At 39.1% G+C, this 18,569-nt stretch carries 12 protein-coding genes; 7 read left to right on the top strand and 5 right to left on the bottom strand.

Annotated features, from left to right (window positions below; translation table 11 throughout):
• Positions 1-253: 253 nt before the first annotated feature.
• The 6 genes from FF52_RS23070 (at position 254) to FF52_RS03155 (ending at position 8,856) form a co-directional block, all read left to right on the top strand.
• Positions 254-1,024 (top strand): alpha/beta fold hydrolase, encoded by a 771-nt coding sequence (locus tag FF52_RS23070; RefSeq protein WP_008462873.1) that lies wholly within the window; start codon positions 254-256, stop codon positions 1,022-1,024.
• Positions 1,025-1,184: 160 nt separating this feature from the next.
• A complete protein-coding gene (locus FF52_RS03175) occupies positions 1,185-2,069 on the top strand; it encodes a helix-turn-helix domain-containing protein (protein WP_008462871.1) in 885 nt (294 codons plus the stop codon).
• A 209-nt stretch (positions 2,070-2,278) separates the two neighbouring features.
• Positions 2,279-3,331: an LLM class flavin-dependent oxidoreductase gene (locus tag FF52_RS03170; protein ID WP_008462870.1), complete on the top strand. Its 1,053-nt coding sequence runs from the start codon at positions 2,279-2,281 to the stop codon at positions 3,329-3,331.
• Between the two features lie 289 nt (positions 3,332-3,620).
• Entirely contained in the window at positions 3,621-4,361 is a 741-nt protein-coding gene (locus FF52_RS03165; RefSeq protein ID WP_008462868.1) for a hypothetical protein, read from the top strand.
• Positions 4,362-4,613: 252 nt separating this feature from the next.
• Entirely contained in the window at positions 4,614-5,795 is a 1,182-nt protein-coding gene (dinB, locus tag FF52_RS03160) for a DNA polymerase IV (protein WP_008462865.1), read from the top strand.
• A gap of 4 nt (positions 5,796-5,799) precedes the next feature.
• Complete coding sequence (locus tag FF52_RS03155; protein WP_008462863.1) at positions 5,800-8,856, top strand: DNA polymerase III subunit alpha; 3,057 nt, start codon at positions 5,800-5,802, stop codon at positions 8,854-8,856.
• A 75-nt stretch (positions 8,857-8,931) separates the two neighbouring features.
• Here FF52_RS03155 and FF52_RS03150 read toward each other — a convergent pair whose 3' ends face one another.
• On the bottom strand, positions 8,932-10,368 hold the full coding sequence (locus tag FF52_RS03150) for a hypothetical protein (protein WP_008462861.1): 1,437 nt from the start codon (positions 10,366-10,368) through the stop codon (positions 8,932-8,934).
• A 218-nt stretch (positions 10,369-10,586) separates the two neighbouring features.
• The gene (locus FF52_RS03145; RefSeq protein WP_008462858.1) at positions 10,587-14,393 is read right to left on the bottom strand and encodes a hypothetical protein; all 3,807 of its coding nucleotides are present in this window, start codon (positions 14,391-14,393) and stop codon (positions 10,587-10,589) included.
• A 169-nt stretch (positions 14,394-14,562) separates the two neighbouring features.
• Here FF52_RS03145 and FF52_RS03140 point away from each other — a divergent pair, with 169 nt between their 5' ends.
• Positions 14,563-15,879 carry a restriction endonuclease gene (locus FF52_RS03140; protein WP_008462857.1) on the top strand — a complete coding sequence of 439 codons (1,317 nt, stop codon included), beginning with the start codon at positions 14,563-14,565 and terminating at the stop codon, positions 15,877-15,879.
• Between the two features lie 100 nt (positions 15,880-15,979).
• Here FF52_RS03140 and FF52_RS03135 read toward each other — a convergent pair whose 3' ends face one another.
• The 3 genes from FF52_RS03135 to FF52_RS03125 all read right to left on the bottom strand — a co-directional run bounded on the left by FF52_RS03135 (position 15,980) and on the right by FF52_RS03125 (position 18,359).
• Positions 15,980-16,450 (bottom strand): JAB domain-containing protein, encoded by a 471-nt coding sequence (locus FF52_RS03135; RefSeq protein WP_008462855.1) that lies wholly within the window; start codon positions 16,448-16,450, stop codon positions 15,980-15,982.
• A 224-nt stretch (positions 16,451-16,674) separates the two neighbouring features.
• Entirely contained in the window at positions 16,675-17,994 is a 1,320-nt protein-coding gene (locus FF52_RS03130; RefSeq protein ID WP_035690635.1) for a PcfJ domain-containing protein, read from the bottom strand.
• Positions 17,991-18,359: a Cas9 inhibitor AcrIIA9 family protein gene (locus tag FF52_RS03125; RefSeq protein ID WP_008462852.1), complete on the bottom strand. Its 369-nt coding sequence runs from the start codon at positions 18,357-18,359 to the stop codon at positions 17,991-17,993. Before FF52_RS03125 ends, FF52_RS03130 begins: the two co-directional genes overlap by 4 nt.
• Positions 18,360-18,569 lie beyond the last annotated feature (210 nt).

The raw sequence follows: 18,569 nt of genomic DNA, 5'->3' as shown, positions 1-18,569 counted from the left end.
TGCATGAATTATACAAAAACTTATTGGGGCAGTACTGCAAATATGCAACCATTAGAAAAGTCTGCGAAAATTCTTCTTTTAAGAAGTATTTTACAGTGGCTGATTCAAACCGGTTTACGATATTCAGAGGTTTTTAGAAAATAAATTTACGAAAATTCGATGATTTAACAACAACCGCTAATTTTTTCTCATTAATTGCTGGCGTCAGTTTCAGGCATTCATTTTGTTTGGCTATCGAAAATCCTGCATCAAAATGAGAAATGAAAATCCCAAAACGATAATTTTTATTACCGGCGCATTTGTAAGCCACAGTGTCTGGGACGACTATCAGGCCTATTTTAAGAAAAGAGGCTTTAATACCTATGCGCCTTCATGGCCGTATAAAGACGCACCGCCCGAAGTGCTTATCAAAAGACAGCCCGATCCTGAACTGGCGGGACTTCGCCTAGAGCATCTTGTAGATTACTTCGAAAGCTATACAAACCGTTTCCCTGAAAGCCCCTATCTCATAGCAGAGGGACTGGGAGGCATTGTGGTGGAGATACTGCTGCGCAAACATATTTTTAAAGGCTGCATTCTGATAAATCCTTGGCCTGCATACGGCTTCTGCCCCTTTCGGCTAAAACCCTTATATCTGCTTGCCTCAATATTTGCCTCTCTGCAGTTTCAAAAAACATATCTGATGCCCGACAGCCTGTGGCAGAGGTTTTTCGCCTATGGCCGCACCAATAAAAACACAAAACATTACAGCTACAGGGTTCCAGAATCTAAAATGCTGATTTGGGATATCGCAAAACGGAAATTCAGCTCCAGAAAAAAAACTACTGTCCCATGCCTGATAGTCGCCACCCAAAATGCTCTGGTTCCCGCCAGTGTCCAGTTCAGTGATTTTACAAAACACTATACGCCTTCAAAGGAATTCAAAGCATTTGAAAAATGCAAGCCGCCGGCTCTTGGCTATCCGCCCGATCAGGAAATGCTGGATTTCATTTACGGGTGGATACAGAAGACGATTCCAGAGTGATCCTGTCTGTGAATCCCACAAAATTTCGCGGTGCATTTGCGAAATTAAGAAAATACCATAATCCTTGAAACATAAAAAGCCTTATAAACATTGGGGTTATATAACAGGTACAAGTCTTGCATAAGACTGTTTCGTTCCACGACATCAAAATTTCCAAAACATGAAAACGAAAAATTTTAAGGATATCCTGCAATTCGCAATCCAATCCACAGAATCCGGAAATCAATTGTATTTTCAAAAAAAGCCTACCTTCAATCTGGTGCTTGTACTGGAAGGAAAAGGAACCCAGCATCTGCATCGCAATGACCAGATGTATAGAAAAGGAGACATCTTTATCACCTCACCCCATGAAGAGCGCCATTTCCTTATTGCCGATAAAGCCACCAGGCTGTTTGTGGTAAGCTTCAGCAGTCTTTTTATTGCCGGGGAAAGAACCGACAGCGAGGCCAAAAAAAACCTGATCCAGCTGCTTCAGTATGCCAATCAGGCACCTGATTATATAACAAAGCTCAGAGAGAATGCGTTATTGATCCAGCAGCTTTTCAATGCAATGATTGCAGAAGTTGAAAAGCAGGAGCCTCTTCACGGCCTTGAATACATCAGTTCTATATTGTATACCATCCTTGTCATATTAGGGGAAAACATAAAGGCATGCTTTCCCCAGCATATCGACAGGCATAATGACCAGAAGACCGTTGAAATGCTGCACTACATACATCAGAACATATTTGAACCTGAAAAACTGACCACACAGGAATTGAGCCGCAGGTTTTTCATCTCTCAGGCCTATTTGGGAAAATATTTCAAAAACAACACCAGCTATAATCTTCACCAGTACATCTTAAGATACAAGATAAAGCTCATTGAAAACAGGCTTATAAACAGCAGTATGAGGATCAATGAGATTGCTGATGAATTTGGGTTCTCCGACAAAAGCTATCTCAACAAAATATTTGTACGCTTCAACGGTGTATCTCCTCTTGCCTACCGCAAAAACTACAAGAACACCTTTGTGAAATTTGAGCAGAATGCCGCATGTGCCTGAAGGATCCAAGCCTTTATTACATCCTTTACAGCCGTGACCACTAAATCTTTCCGCACTATCACAAAGCCTTAAGTTTCATAAAGGTAAGTACTTACAAAAAGTATAGCAGTCAAAAACAAGCTCCCTTATTGGCTAATTTTGCAGCATTGAGACTCCAGTGCTCTGATAATAACGAAAAGAGCAGGCCTGCCTGCAAAACCCAATTAGACATGAAAAATAAATTTGAATTCGGCTTTTATACATTCGGCAATATTATTCCAGATCCCATTACCGGCGAAAAAACCAGCCAGCACCAAAGGGTAAAGGAAATCATAGAGGCTGCAAAACTTGCAGATCAGGCGGGTTTTGACGTTATCGGCATCGGCGAGCACCATACCAGCGACTTTGTACTCTCTGCGCCTATCGTCCTGCTCTCCGCCATTGCACAGGCGACAAAGAACATAAAATTAAGCACGGCAGTTGCCGTTTTAAGCACGCACGACCCCGTAAGGCTTTATGAGGAATTTGCAACTCTGGACCTGGTCTCGGACGGAAGAGCCGAAATACTTGTAGGAAGAGGATCCACTACGGAATCCTTTCCCCTGTTCGGCTATAATCTTACCGACTATGATGCATTGTTTTCTGAAAAACTCGAACTGCTGAAAATACTCAACCAGAACGAGGTTGTAAACTGGAAAGGAAAATTCAGAAGTGCGCTGGTTAATGCCGAGATTGAGCCAAGGCCGTTAGCGGAGCTTCCTATCTGGGTCGGTGTCGGGGGAACCATTGCAAGCGCCGCCAGAGCAGGTGCTGCCGGGGCGAATCTAAATCTTGCCATTCTGGGCGGAGCGCCCGAGCGCTTCAAACATCTGGTTGACATCTACAGGGAGGCGGCCGAGAAATCCGGGCATGATGCAGAAAAGCTTAAAGTTGCTGTTTCCAGCCACAGTTATGTTGCCGAAAACGGCGTTCAGGCCCGCAATGAAATCTATCCCACCTTCTCCCATACCATGAAATACCTGATTAAAAAGCTCAGAGGCCAGGATTATAATATTTCAAGAAATGATTTTGAGTTGATGACGGGTTCAGATACGGCCCTTACCATAGGAAGCCCTCAGGAAATGATTGACAAGATTATGCACCAGTATGAACTGTTTCATCATGACAGATATATCCTGCAGCTTGATATGAACGGCCTGCCGTTCAACCAGCTGTCAAAAGCAATCGAGCTTGTTGCTGACAGGGTCGCTCCTGTGGTCAGAAAAGAAATAGAGGGAAAATAACGATATTAAGGCCATAAAATCCCAATTACCTCTATTGGTTAAGCTTTACAGGGAAATTATGCAGATTAAACTGTGCTGATCAGACAATTCTTTAAATAATAAGCCCTAATCCGAATACTTATTTTTTGTAAGTTTGAAAGAGAATCTCTGGTGAAAAATTCTTTAAAGATGCTGAAAGATAAAAACTGGCATGAGCATATTTTTTTTCTGTATCAAACAATAATTTGAAACTGAAAACTTTGATTATTTCATCCCTGTAAGCTTAATTATATCTAACAATAAAAAAGAAATGGATAACGGTCACACCTCTGAAAACAGCCTTGATTCAAATAAAAATGATTTAGCCGCTGCATTAGCTAAAGCAAGCTTAGGAACCATTCCGTATGCAGGAGGATTTCTTGCAGAAATAGTCGGAAACGTTATACCTAACCAGAGAGTTGACCGCATAGCTAAATTTTGCATCGAACTGGATCAGAAGATAAAAGAACTGCCTTCGGAGCGAACAAATTCATTGTTGAAAAATGAAGAATTTATTGATTTTTTAGAAGAAAGCTTTATTCAGGTTTCACGGGCGTTTACCAATGAAAGAAAAGATTACATATTGAACATCATCATTAACGGCATTAAAGATGATACATTGAAAATTATAGAATCAAAACACCTGCTTAAACTTTTAAATGAGCTGAATGACATTGAAATCATATGGCTTAGATATACCCTTGATCCTACTATTACAGGTGATACCGAGTTCAGGGAAAAACACTCATCAATTTTAACCAAAGTATATACTCATGTAAACTGTGATGAGCAAACCTTGGTCAAAGCTTCAATGCAGCAAAGCTATTCCGAACATCTTTCCAGACTTGGACTCACTGAGGAAAGAATTAAACTGAGCAGGGAAACAGGACAGCCCACCTACAACAAAACTACCGGAAAAGTGGAAGCACGCCAGCCAATCACCACTAATCTTGGAAAACTATTGCTGAAGCATATAGGCCTTATTGACAGCTTAGTAAATGAAAGAATTTAGAAAGGCTGATCATCTGGACCCAGCCTATTTAGAAACTACTCTGCTTTTTATTCTGCAGAAATTACTTCCTCTTAACTTTAAAATTAAACTAATTTTTAGGATGCTGTAAAATCTGAATAAAGTTTTTAATAGAAATTCTTTGAATCTATTATAATACAAGGTTTTTATATTTTTGTTATTATTTATAACATATCATAAATTATAAATTGTTATTATCTGTACTAATTTTGATCTGTATAAAATGAACAGACCATGAGCAGGGCAGTTGTACATATCGATATGAATACGTTTTTCGTTTCCTGCGAAAGACTGACTAATTCTGAACTTGAAGGGATTCCCCTTATTATAGGAGGCGGCGAACGCGGGGTTGTGGCTTCCTGTTCTTATGAGGCGCGAAGGTTCGGCGTGCGTTCGGCCATGCCGATTCAGATGGCACTGCGCCTCTGTCCGCAGGCCAAAGTAATGAAAGGCGACATGGAGCTGTATTCAAAACTTTCACATGACATTACCGAGATCATACAGGAAAAAGCTCCTGTTGTGGAGAAAGCCAGCATAGATGAATTCTATCTGGACATTACCGGCATGGATAAATTTTATGGCAGCTACAAATGGACCGATGAGCTTGCGCAGCGCATCACAAAGGAAACCGGGCTGCCGCTGACCTTTGCCCTTTCCATCAATAAGACTGTATCAAAAATCGGCACAGGCGAAGGAAAGCAGAAACAGAATCTGGATATCCCCGAGCATCTAGTGCAGTCTTTTCTAAACCCACTTTCGATCCAAAAAATACCCATGGTCGGAGAGAAAACCTTCCAGCTGCTCTCCCGCATCGGGATCCGCACAATTAGAACCTTGTCTGAAATGCCGGTTGAAGCCCTGCAGCAAATGATCGGCAAGAACGGCATTGAACTCTGGAAAAAAGCCAACGGTATTGACAATGCACCGGTAGAGCCTTACACCGAAAGAAAATCCATTTCCACAGAACACACTTTTTCCCAAGACACCATTGATATTCCCAGATTAAACAGGATACTGCTGGGCATGGTGGAGAAACTCTCCTACCAGCTGCGATCTGAACAATGGCTCACCTCAACGGTAACGGTAAAGATCAGATATGCCAATTTTGACACTGAAACCAAACAGTGCAGGGTTCAGTATACCTCAGCGGATCATATCCTCACCAAAACCGTTCAGGAGCTTTTCGATAAACTCTACCAGCGCCGAATGAGACTCCGTCTTGTCGGTGTGAGGTTCAGCGGACTGGTCAGAGGAACCTACCAAATAGATCTTTTCAATGACACTGAAGAAATGCTTGCCCTTTACCAGGCCATGGACCGTATGAAAACCCGATACGGCTTTGATGCCGTAATGCGCTGCGCCGGCGCTTCTTTTAAGCCCAATACCAAAAATGAAATATTAAAACGCAAACCCTGAGCTGATGTATCTGAACTGCCATTCTTTCCACTCCCTGCGCTACGGCACCATTCCTGTATCGGAGCTGGTGCAGCTGGCTGTTTCTTTTGGCGTTAAAGCTATGGCTCTTACTGATATCAATACCGTGACGGGGATTTATGAATTCATAAAAGAATGCCAGACTGCAGGGATAAAACCTATGGTCGGTATGGAGTTTCGCTGCGGACACGCACTTCGTTATATCGGGATAGCTAAGAGTGCAAAAGGGCTTGCAGAGATGAACCGTTTTCTGACCTCCCATAATTTCGATGGTACTCCCCTGCCTTTGGCTGCCCCCGATCTACATGATGTATTTTTTATTTATCCTATGGAGAATGCTCCTGATGCATTAAAAGAAAAGGAATTTATCGGCATTCGCTATGAGGAGCTTCCAAAGCTTATACTCGCCAAAAGCAGCGATAGGGTATCAAAAATGGTTATACTGCATCCGGTTGTATTTCGTACCCGTACTGAGTACAACCTGCATCGGATACTATGCGCAGTGGACCGCAATATCATCTTATCAAAACTTACTTCCAAAGACCACTGTCTTGAAACCGAAATAATGGTATCTCCTGAGGCGCTTACGGAAAAATACAGGGATTATCCCCAGATCATATCCAATACTAAAATGGTAATAGAACAATGTAATTTTCAATTTGATTTTGCATCCCCTAAAAATAAAAAATATTACACCCACAGCCGCCAGAGCGACATAGAACTGCTGACCATACTTGCCCAGCAGGGGCTTGAATGGCGTTACGGAAAAGATACGATTGAGGCAAAAACCAGAATGATAAAAGAACTCCAAATTATTGACCAGCTGGAATTCAGCGGGTATTTCCTTATTACCTGGGATATTATACGCTACAGCAACAGCAGAGGATTTATGCATATCGGACGCGGCAGCGGCGCCAACAGCATCATAGCCTACTGTCTGGGCATTACAGACATATGCCCTTTGGAACTGGATCTTTATTTTGAACGCTTTTTGAATTTGAACCGCAAGAGTCCTCCCGATTTTGATATTGACTGGTCATGGAAAGAGCGTGATACGATCCTTGAATATATATTCTCTCGTTATGGGGCTGACCATGTAGCATTCTGCGGCACTAATGTCGAATTCAAATACCGCTCGATATTTCGTGAAGTTGGAAAAGTCTTCGGGCTTCCTAAAGAAGAACTCGATGCGCTGGCCAAAAACCCGATGGAGCTTCATCCGACCAATAAAGTAGTCAGACAGGTACAGCAGTATGGCATGCTGTTGGAAAAATATCCCAACCAGCGCAGCATGCACTCCTGCGGTATTCTAATTTCTGAAGAACCCATTACCAATTACACGCCATTGGAAATGCCTCCCAAAGGTTTTCCTATTGTCCTTTTTGATATGCATACTGCTGAAGATATAGGTCTTGAAAAATTTGATATCCTATCCCAGCGGGGTATTGGCCATATTGACGAGAGCGTGAAAATTATTGAAAAGAACCGAGGTATCCGCGTGAATATCCGTGATACTTCAATGTCAAAGGATGAAGCTCTTTGCAATGAATATCTTTCCAAAGGAAAAACCATTGGCTGTTTTTATATTGAAAGCCCTGCCATGCGAGGTTTGCTCCGACGTCTAAAATGCGGTGATTATAAGACCCTAGTGGCCGCTTCTTCGATTATACGTCCCGGTGTGGCACAGTCTGGAATGATGAAGGAATACATATTCCGTCATAACCATCCTGACAAATTTGAATATTTCCATCCTGTTTTCAAAGAACAGCTCGGGGAAACCTATGGGATTATGGTATATCAGGAAGACGTGATCAAAATCGCGCTGCATTACGGCGGACTTCCTGCCGCGGATGGAGACATCCTTAGACGGGCCATGTCCGGCAAAGGACGCTCTAAAGCCGCCCTTCAGAAAGTAAAGGATAATTTCTTTGAATGCTGCGCCCGTCAGGGGCACCCGCTGAAACTGAGCGAGGAAATCTACCGCCAGATTGAATCCTTTGCCGGTTATTCATTCTGCAAGGCCCATTCTGCTTCTTACGCCGTGGAAAGCTACCAGAGCCTGTATTTGAAAGTTCATTATCCTATTGAATTCATGACGGCTGTAATCAACAATCAGGGGGGATTCTACAGGACTGAGGTCTATGTACATGAAGCCAGAATGTCTGGAGCTGCTATCCATAATCCGTGCGTTAATAGAAGCATTTATGAAGCCACCCTTTATGAGCGTGATATTTATCTGGGTTTCATGCACCTGCAGGGATTAGAATATAAAATAGCCATGCTTATTGAAACAGAGCGAACTGCCAATGGGAATTACAAATCACTGGAAGATTTCATAAACCGCGTGCCTATAGGCATCGAGGGGATACAGATCCTGATATTCATCGGGGCATTCCGTTTTACGCAGAAATCCAAGAATGAGCTTCTGATCTCAGCGCGACTGCTGCTTGTAAATTTCAAGCCCGGAGACCGAAACCTCAAACTCATACAGGAGCCTGCCAAAGAGTTTAAGCTCCCAATGCTTGAGCGCTCCTCATTTGAGGATGCTTTTGATGAAATTGAGTTTATAGGCTTTCCTGTCTCCTGCTCCCCTTTTAATCTGCTGCAGACCAGTTTCCGGGGTGATGTGATGGCAAAGGATCTTTTGAGCCACCATAAAAAACAGGTACGCATGCTGGCTTACCTGATTTCGCGCAAACACGTGCCTACCAAAATGGGGGCCATGTATTTCGGGACCTGGATTGATGCAGAGGGAGATCTCTTTGATACGACTCACTTTACAGGAAGCCTTAAAGAATATCCTTTTCAGGGAGGAGGCTGCTACCTGCTGCTTGGAAATGTGGAAGTGGATTACCACTTCCCTACCATTACCGTTACAAAAATGGCCAAGATGCCATTTATCCCAGATCCACGATATGCCCATGAGAACAACTGGAAATATAAAATGCAGCAGAAACTTCGCGAGGATGTCAGCATGACCCATCGCGCCCCATATCCACAGGAGCATGAGATTAATATTCCAAGGCAAAAAATGGGCTCTTAATTTTTTTCAAAATTTAAATAAATTAATATAATCCATCATTGCTAATTTATATATAACCTTCGAATATTGTTTACTCTACGGTTTTATTATAATATTTGATACTCTGTTGTTAGATTTTGGGTTCGCTTGTTCAAATTCCTCAATTGTAGCATAGAGACCTTTTCTGTTTCTAGCACCAAAATATCCTATTAGATTTAAAATAACATCCCTTAAAATATGATCAAGTTTTAAATAATTCTTCCGCATTTCTTCGTCGCTGTTTCCAATATTCCCCTCATGAACTGCTAAGTTCCTTTCTTTCTTGACTAATTTTTTAACACTTGCGCTAATTGGAATTTTTGCAAAAATTAAAAAATCCAATAAATTTTTAGATGAACTGTTGTTCTTGTTTAAATTTGAAAGGATAGAATTCATTCGATTCCATGCATCTTTATCAATCTCCTTTACGGGAAGAATTGAATCTAAAAGTTTAACTTTAATATGTTTCTCAAAGAATTCATTATCTATAAAATTACCCGGCTGCTGATTTATACTCTCAGAATACTTTTTGGCAATTTTTTCCAATGCTGTGATGAGTATAAAATATCTTTCTTTTAAACCTATTGTCTGAGTTGATACATTCAGCGAAAAAATTAGTGAGCTGAAATCCAGCATCTCATTAAAATGCCTGAATCTGTTAAAGCAATTACTGAAAATCTCCCAGAAAATCCTGTCTGAGTAAGAATGGTGATAATTTATCTGCAGATAATCATTATAACTGTCATCGTGTTTATCTAAAAATGAGTAATTTATTTCTGCCTGTGAAAAGTAGCCTGCATTACTTTGTCCATAAAATTCTCCTATATATTCCTTTCTAATTTTTACAGCTGCACCATTCATAAAAGATAACAAAGAAATAAGATCTTTCTTAATACTAAGATAATCATCATAATACAATCTACAACGTCCTTCACTGTCTGTAAAATCCAGCAGTAAATTTTGAGAGTTTATCTTTTGAATGATCCTGACTTTAAAATAATTGCCATTATCTTTCAAATTATCAATTACCAAAGTAGTTTCAGTATGATCCGCAATAGTATTGGTGAAAAAATCGTCGACATCACTAAACCCCCTCCTCCTTGTAATCTGAGTGAAATTTGCAAATGATGTCTTAAAGTTTTCCAGTTCAACAAACCATATCCTCTCTCTGAAATCCTCTTCGTCATTGGGAAGCTTTTTAGAATTGGGTTTGACAAGTTTAACATCCCCATACAGTCTAAACTCAATTTTGTTATTATAACTATTGTGTTTGGTCAACAACAAACCGGTACATTCGATTTCATATTTTTTCTCTGTTATGCCAACTAATTTGTAATAATAAGCAAACTCATATTTCTTATGCAAGGAATGATCTTCAAGATTTATTTCAAGCCTGTAAACTCCGTCTTCCAAAAACACTAAAGCAAAAGGAATATTTACTTTCTCATCCTGGCATTCCAAATATCCTGATGTAATTGTATAAACTAGACTCATAATTCATTTTGATTTTATTGGCTGTAAATATTTAGATTCTTCTTAGCTTTCTCAAATCCAATATTTTCAAAATATTGCCAAGCTGGATCATTTTTTTTTATACTAAATTTGATTCTTTTAAGCACTTACTGCTGACTACGATTCAAAATTACATTTCTTGTGCGCAGTAATTCTGCGCAGTTTGAAAATGAAAAACATAACTCCCAAAATCCGATTACTCAAGCATTCCAGTTGTCAATTCCAATTTTTTGAAGTAAATATTTCTCTTCAATAATTTTCTGTTTGCTTTTTCCTTCCTCATAAATTTTATCAGGTAACGCTAGTATTCTAGATTTTGTTTCAGCATTTAAATATTTGTCTTGATTTACTAATTTTTTAACCAGCAAATAGGTGTAAAAAAACCTGAAAGAATCAATCATTTCCACCATTGCATCTAAACCAATTACGCCAGCTGATTCCATAATTTCCAAAGCCTGCAAATCTGGAGACAAGGCAGGATAAAGCTGATAAAAAATATATTCCTTATCAAAATACTCAAAAATGTCCTCCTTATGACTTAATTGGAGAGCCTCAATATTATCGGCAATAATTTTTGTAAAATCATCTAATTTCTCCCTGTTTTCATAAGCCATTTTTATATTAGCCATAATCTCACAAGTCCCATTTATGTATATAGTGCTGCTTGAGATATTGTATATCACTAAATAGAGCAAATAATCCAGATCATTAGTTTTTAAACATATTTTTCTCCATAATAAATAATTTTCTGACCTGCTCCCCCATATATTCTTACCAACAAAATCTTCAATGCAAAGCTTAAAAAACGGCTCTAATTGGTAGAATAAAATATAATTTATATTTTTTCTCCAAAAATCATTCAATATATACGGGCGAAGAAGTCCCAGTTCATATGGGTTACCATATATAATTTTCAGGCTGTCATGAATTAATTCCAAAGAAAGCAGATTGAAAATTTCATTTGGTTTCAGCGATTCTAAATTCCGGCCCTGGGTTATAATTAACAGTAAAGATTCTGGGATATCATAAACAGCAAACAAAAAGGCATGTATCCATCCGATATCCTTCCTGTCGCTCTTTACAAGCTGGATTATAATTTCTTTTTCTTCAAAATGAAGTTTTTCATAACTGGGCAGAACATTTTTAAGGCTGTACAACAAAAACAAAGAGTTTTTATGTGTGAATATCCTGCTGAATAGCTCTTTACGGGAATGGTGATTCTGTTTTGTAAATGAAATAAGCTCATCAACAATTCCCATCTCATAATCAGAAAGCTGAGCCCCATTTTCGATTTTGTAATCGATTCTATCATACCATGCGTTAAAGACATTAATCCCGTTATCATGGTTTAAAAATTTTGTGGCCGTAGTCATGGTATCCCCAAACCTCCCTGCATTGATATAAACTGCTGCCGGGAGGTTTTTTGAAAAAACTGGAAAAATCTCACCCCAAACGTTCCATAATTCAATTTTTTCTTCATATGAAAATGATTCCCAATCGATGCATTCACCAGAATAATCAATAGAGAAATTCAATAACAAATCTTTTGAACGGATTGCAATTTCCTGGCGTGCAAACAATTTTTTGAAAAATTTAAAGAGATAATCCTTTATTTCTTTATCCTGCTTGTTCCAAAACAAAAATGCACCCCAAATACCAGAAAAAACAACAGTAGGATGACTATCATTTAAAATTTTATCAATCAAAAATACTTCGCCTTTGTCAATTTTAGCACAAAAGAAGATTTTTGCCACTTGTTTTCTTATAAATACTTCATCATAAGCCAGCAGAGAATTTATAACTGCGCTTTCAATTTTAAAAATCTGGCGGCTAAAAGACTTCCATTTGTAAAAATTCACATAATCCCATGCTTCTTTTGTCTTTAAGTACTCTCCCTTAAAAAAAATTCCACTTATTTCATCAATAATTTTAGGTTCCGGAATATTTTTCAGTTCTGATAAAAAAACGCCTTCTTTACTTATATAAGGCACTTCATTGTTATACCATTTGATAGAACTGCTGCTGGTACTGCCCCTATCAATAATCTCTATAACTTTTTCTTTGTCTTCGTCTTTTTCAAAATCTTCCAAAACATTTATCAAATTTACAGAAGCATAGTCTTCAACAGAAGGATATATCGAACGGTTTGCCAAAAGCATAAATTCCCTTATTGTTTCTTTCAGGCCAGCATCTATTTTTTTATAAACCGGATAAAGGCTTTTACAGGCAAATAAAGACGTAACAGGGCTAATGCTGACAATCGCTTTTTTTAGATACTTCAAATTTTTCGTCTGCTCTTCATTATTCCTTCTAAAAAATAGAAGCCTTCCTGCTTCAAAATAATTAGGATGTGAAAAAATAATCATATTATCAGCTAGGCGAATAAACCCTCGCTCCTCAAAATAAGCCAGATAAACCTTTATCTTTTTTGGGATTTTTTCCTGCTCAACATATTTTGGGTATTTGGTTTTCCCCCTGAATATCGAAGTCCGGATATCTGCCGAAAACACAGTATATTCATTTTTATCTTTGGATAAAATAAAACCCAGATCAATTTTATTTACAGGTATTACATTACTGCAGCAAATAGACAGAATTCCCAAAACATTAGCTTTTTCGCGATTTTCACGAGCCAGATCTTCAGCTACATCCTTTGAATTATGCCTCGCAATACTGATAAGCTCTTCCAATGATTTTCCTTTGAGAGCCTGCATGTTATATCTAGCGAGATATTCAAGCTGTCCTATCTGAAGCTTATCGTTTTTCTCTTCTTTTATATAATCACACAGCAAGCGATCAACTTCCTTGTCTACATTAAGTTTGGCTGAAAAGCTATTCCAAAAATTAATAATCTCCAAAGAATCGTTTTCAGTAATATCAACTGTTGGAAAGTCGTCAAAAAAAGATGAGGAAAAAATTTCATTAATAATTTCGACACGGCTTGTAACTATAATTTTATGATGCAACGGCAGGCTTTTTGATAAATCCAGGATTGCTTTTTTTAATTCTGCAGTTTCATTATTTGGCTTGATGTGTCCGAAAGGGTCTTCCAAGATTGCAATTTTACTTTCTGAAGTGTTTTGATTAAGAAAATTTTCAATCGATAGTACACTGGATGAACGTATTTTGTTAAACCCTTTATCGATATATTTATTGGCTATTTTCTTTGCAAGCTGCGTCTTACCGCATTGCGAGACACCTGTAAGTACAATTAAGTTACTATTTTCAAGCAGCTCTTCTATTTTACCCTCCTGGCTTCTTTCGATATAAAATTCATTAAGCGGGTATTTATTTACCTGCAGACTGCTTATGGACGACTTGAATGCAGGTAAAAGATCTTTTTTTGTATCCCTTCCCTCTTCAACAATTTTCAGCAATTGCAGATACAACATACCGCATTGTGATTCAGCTACTGAAAATCTCTTGTTCAGAACTCGGATTACCTCTTCATCAAGTTTATCATCATTGAATTGTTCCCATATACTAGTGTTATTTATTAAATATATGATTTCCTTATTGGTAATCTTGCTACTGATTTTATCGGCCTGCAGCTTTCTTTTGTTACCTAATTCCGTTTCCTTGAAAGAGATCGCCGAAATAGCAGTCCGTATTTTTTTTAGTAATTCTCGAGACGGCTTTGATTTTATTGCTTTAATTTCAGGATAATCACTCAAAAAAATCCGTGTATCATCAGTACAGCGCGATCTTGTGATAAACAGGCAACTGCTATGGCCTGATATAATTCTTGTCAACAAACAGTCTGAATCATCGTATTCTTTAAAATGAAAAAGCCACTCAACAAGCAAAGACAGATCTAGATCATTTTTCTCCATTTTAGTTTGGATCTCAATAATACTGCTTTCGGGATTAATAAAAGTAATATCCTCGCTTCCTGCCATTTCCGCAAACAACTTTTCATCTTTCGAAAGATTTTGCAATAAACCAAAAAGGACGGTCAGCCTGTACTGATAATCATATCCTTTTACACCATGTGTCGTTACGCTCATAAATTTCTTTCTATTAGAATGAGTTGTTTAGTTTAAGCCAATTTATTAAATATATCGATACTGGCAAAACAGCTAAGGTTTTAACATTAGCAAGACATAAAAATTAGGTATAAATACTCTTCCTGTTTTGTACTTAAGACCATATTTTCGCATTGCAACAATAAAGGACATGAAACAAGAATTTATCGACAGATATTTAGAGATGGTCAAACTTGACGGCCTTGCCAAAATTTCTCCTCAGCACAAACAGCAAAGAGGCCGAGATTTCGAGGACTTAATTAATGAAGTTTTTGAGGATGAAAAAATCATGCTCAGCAAAGGGTATCATACTTCTGATAACAGCTCGGAGCAGATTGATGGTGCAGTTGAATTTGACAATAGAATATTTCTTGTGGAAATCAAATGGGTGGAATCCAACCTTGCGGCTTCTGAATTATATGCATTTATAGGCAAAATTGAGAACAAGTTTTTCGGGACGCTGGGAATTTTTATTTCCAAAGCTCCCCTTTCCGACAATTTTATTAATTCGCTAAACAAAGGGAGAAGACAATCTGTTATTGTTATACACGGAGATGACATCACTCATATTTTCTCTAATCATGATTCTACTTTCAAAGAATATTTTTCATATGTTCTAAGAGTGGTTTCATATGATAACAAAACACATTTATCTTTTAAAGATTTTTTAAATTCAAAAAAAACAGCTGTTTCAACCGATCAAGGAATCAATAAATCTCCCGATTTCATCAAATCAAGACTAATTGGGAGTGCTTTATCCGAAGCTCTTCTGATAGTAGAGCTGGAAGACCTTGCAACGGAAGAAAAAGATGCAGTTTATAAATTTATCATTACAAATTATGCCCGATTCTGGAAAATTGGAATGGGCAATTTAAATTTTACGATTGTTAGAAACTTTGATCTTTACCTAAAAAATTACCAAGCCACTGACAAGACTAAAACAGAACTGGCATCAACTTTCTATTCTAACCTTTTGCTAAATGATGTTTCGATTTATCACGAAGAAAAATTCATACATGTTTTTTCTAATCAATATGTTTCCCTTAGCGATGAAGAAAAAGATAAATTTGAAGATGGCATTACAAAACTATTCGCAGAATATAACCAAAATTCCAACTGGACGGGAGAGAATTATATCACTGAAGCCATAGCACCAATTTGGTTTATGCTAAAGGCTTCTACAAGAGAAGAGCTCAAAGGAATTTATCTGAGTATATATATCCGTCACACATTAGATAAGTTTCCTCAGAAAAAATTTGCCAACATGCTTGTTGAAAAATCAGCAATTGACAAAGAGTTTGCAGAGTCATGGCTGGACAAAGAAATCAGCAACTTTATTTCCGATAACGGCAAAGAAGAAGCTATTGAAAACAGTACATTCTTAGCCCGCACTTATTATAAATTATTAAGCATCATTGCGCCCAAGGAAAAATGGGTTGAATATATTGATAAAAAAATTAAAGCTTAATAAAACTTAAGCTTCTCTACTAGACTTATAGATGCAGCGTCCTTTAGAAGTCTGGTTAATCAACATTTTTTTAATATTTTTTTAATAAAAAAGAAAGGCGCTAAAAAGCGCCTTCATCTGCAAATGAATAATAGGTTTCAGGGGTAATGATAAGATGATCCAGCAGCTTCACATCCAGTATGCTGCCGGCTTCCCTTACTTTTCGGGTTATCTGTTTATCTGCCTCAGAAGGCTTGGTCTGTCCTGATGGATGGTTATGAACCATTATCAGCGATACGGCATTGGCTTTAAGCGCTGCTGCAAATATCAACCTTAGGTCAACCACGGTGCCGGAGATGCCGCCTGAGGATATCTCATAGATGCCCAGTACCTTATTGGATTGGTTGAGCAGCAGGATCTTGAACTGCTCGAAGAATTCGATCGTATCGGGATTCCAGCACCCTAGTGCCAGCTGATAGACTGTTCTGGAAGAGTTTATAAAAGGTCTCTCGGATGCTTTTACTTTCGTTTTGTAGATCAGTTCGATTTCTGATACCTGATTCCAGTGTTGATTTGCTGTTGAAGTTTCCATGATTTCTAAAGTTTTAAGATTAATTATGGAACTCCGCACGGGAATGGGAAAGCGAGCCAAAAAAGCAACGCAATAAAGCAGGCGCAGTGCTGCATTTATGGGGGAATTTTTTTGGGCGAACCGCAGAACGTTCCCGAACTTTGTTTCGGAATTAAGCCTGAACCCCTAAGGCAATAACCTGCCTTGAAGTGTCTGCGCGCCGGAATTTCAAAAAAAACCGGAGATTATTCTCCGGCCTGCTTGCTTGTTTTTTTTCTTCTCATGCGTTTCTTAATCTGATACAGATTGTCCTTTAAAAGCCTCAGCACTTCCTTGTGATGCACAGAAGCCTTATTGCCCTCTCCCCTGCACTGTCTGACATCTAGGGAGGGAAGCGCCACCTCAATGGTTTCTACAGGCTTGTTTTCAAACTTAGCCGAGAGCATCAGGGAGCTTTTCTTTTTATAATATTCATTGGTAAAGATGCAGTGGCGGAGCAGATCGCCCTCATCAAGAAAGTCACGCACGCTTTCCATCACGCTGATGCGCAGATTCCCGTGGGAGAACTCCAGACCGAAGAACTGTTTTTTATCCTCTTCATAGACAGCCTGCGCCTGCTCTATCTCCTCGCGGAGCTGTTTTATCTTTTGGCGTCTTACAATCCTGCGTTTGCGCTCCATGAGCCTGTCATGCAGTTCGAGCAAATTTTCAGGACAGACATTATGCGGAACGTTCAAATCCATCTTAAAGAATTTCAAAAGGTCGATGTAATCCTCCCAAATCGTAAAATCAGCCACTTTATAACCATGTTTGATGCAGGTCTTCACTGCCTGCCAATTCTCACGGATACTTTGGGAAGGGGAAAGCAGATAATGTTTCAGAAAATCGGTCTGTTTTGTTTTAAGCAGTGTCTCGGCGTAGGAATCTTTCAAAAGAGCCGTGAAAAGCGCCTGCGGTGCCATACCGTAGAAACTGCCTTTGAAGCCGTTTCTTTTCAGCACAGCAAGCACCTTTGATGCAGAATAGACCCTGTAGGGATTGATGCGGTATTTGGGCGTAGCCACAAAACTCTTTGGGCGGATTTCCAAAGGGGAATAGTATTTCCATGCATCATAAGCATTGGAAAAAACATTGGTGCTTAAAGAAAGTGTGCGCACCTCCCCTTTGGAATTAATCCAATGCTGCATGACCTCCTTATGAAAATAGGTCGGCAGAAAATTCTTTTTCATGTGCTTGTGGGAGCAGATGATGCGCACTACCTGAAAATCAGCGCATACATTCAATACCGCCCAATACTCGATTTCCTTGAAATGCACCTGATTGTACTGCATCATTTTGAGCTTTCCTCTGCATGCCGTGCAGTTGATGTACTTCTGACAGCATTGTTTTTGGGCATCGGGTTTCCATGAATGGGCGCATTGCAAACAGTGGAATTTTCCACGTGAGAGCACCGCCCATTTGAGAAAAATGTTTTTCTCCGCCCATAGGTGCATCCTTTGCGTTACAGGTCTGAGCGTGGCGCTCAAATCCGTCAGCTGTTTCTCGATGATGGTCTTGGGTATCATAGGTCAAAGAGCGTTAAGGTTTTCGATTCGGCCACGGGAGTCTTAACTGCTGTTTTTACGGCAGGGATATGCTCGGCAGTACTGAACAAATCATCCTGCAGAGGCTTGGATACTTCAACTCGGCACTGCACGGGCGGGGTCTGCCAGATGCTGTCATCGGTGTAGTATTTCGCAGCCATGTCAAAAATTTCCTGATTCTCAAAAGCACAGCACCCTGTCTTTCTGACCTCGGCAAATATGTAATTGTAACAGCTCTCCAAGTTCTTGGATGCTTTGGCAAAATGTTCTGCAAAGACTGTGTCGCCCTGGGCTGTCTCTTTGAGATACTTTTCTATAACGGCTTTAAAATTGTCGGTGGCTTTCATAACTCATTTCTTTAGGCTTATACACTTTGTTTCAATTTCAAAAAGGCAGGTCGTCAGGCTCTTCCTTTTTATTCTTTTTGGCAGGAACAGGCTGTGTCTTTACAGGCTGTGCATCCGATACAAAAAGCAGTATCTTTATGTTGCTGGTATGAAAGGTCAGACTTGCTACCGCCTTTCCCTCTCCATTGAGATAAGCGTTCACCCCAATAC

This window comes from Flavobacterium sp. F52 (genome assembly GCF_000278705.1).
GTDB classification, from domain to species: domain Bacteria; phylum Bacteroidota; class Bacteroidia; order Flavobacteriales; family Flavobacteriaceae; genus Flavobacterium; species Flavobacterium anhuiense.
This window is presented reverse-complemented; position numbering and strand designations above follow the sequence as displayed.

Coding starts and splice junctions, on each gene's coding strand:
- FF52_RS23070 (WP_008462873.1), top strand. CDS start 254: ATGAGAAATGAAAATCCCAAAACGATAATTTTTATTACCGGCGCATTT.
- FF52_RS03175 (WP_008462871.1), top strand. CDS start 1,185: ATGAAAACGAAAAATTTTAAGGATATCCTGCAATTCGCAATCCAATCC.
- FF52_RS03170 (WP_008462870.1), top strand. CDS start 2,279: ATGAAAAATAAATTTGAATTCGGCTTTTATACATTCGGCAATATTATT.
- FF52_RS03165 (WP_008462868.1), top strand. CDS start 3,621: ATGGATAACGGTCACACCTCTGAAAACAGCCTTGATTCAAATAAAAAT.
- dinB (WP_008462865.1), top strand. CDS start 4,614: ATGAGCAGGGCAGTTGTACATATCGATATGAATACGTTTTTCGTTTCC.
- FF52_RS03155 (WP_008462863.1), top strand. CDS start 5,800: ATGTATCTGAACTGCCATTCTTTCCACTCCCTGCGCTACGGCACCATT.
- FF52_RS03150 (WP_008462861.1), bottom strand. CDS start 10,368: ATGAGTCTAGTTTATACAATTACATCAGGATATTTGGAATGCCAGGAT.
- FF52_RS03145 (WP_008462858.1), bottom strand. CDS start 14,393: ATGAGCGTAACGACACATGGTGTAAAAGGATATGATTATCAGTACAGG.
- FF52_RS03140 (WP_008462857.1), top strand. CDS start 14,563: ATGAAACAAGAATTTATCGACAGATATTTAGAGATGGTCAAACTTGAC.
- FF52_RS03135 (WP_008462855.1), bottom strand. CDS start 16,450: ATGGAAACTTCAACAGCAAATCAACACTGGAATCAGGTATCAGAAATC.
- FF52_RS03130 (WP_035690635.1), bottom strand. CDS start 17,994: ATGATACCCAAGACCATCATCGAGAAACAGCTGACGGATTTGAGCGCC.
- FF52_RS03125 (WP_008462852.1), bottom strand. CDS start 18,359: ATGAAAGCCACCGACAATTTTAAAGCCGTTATAGAAAAGTATCTCAAA.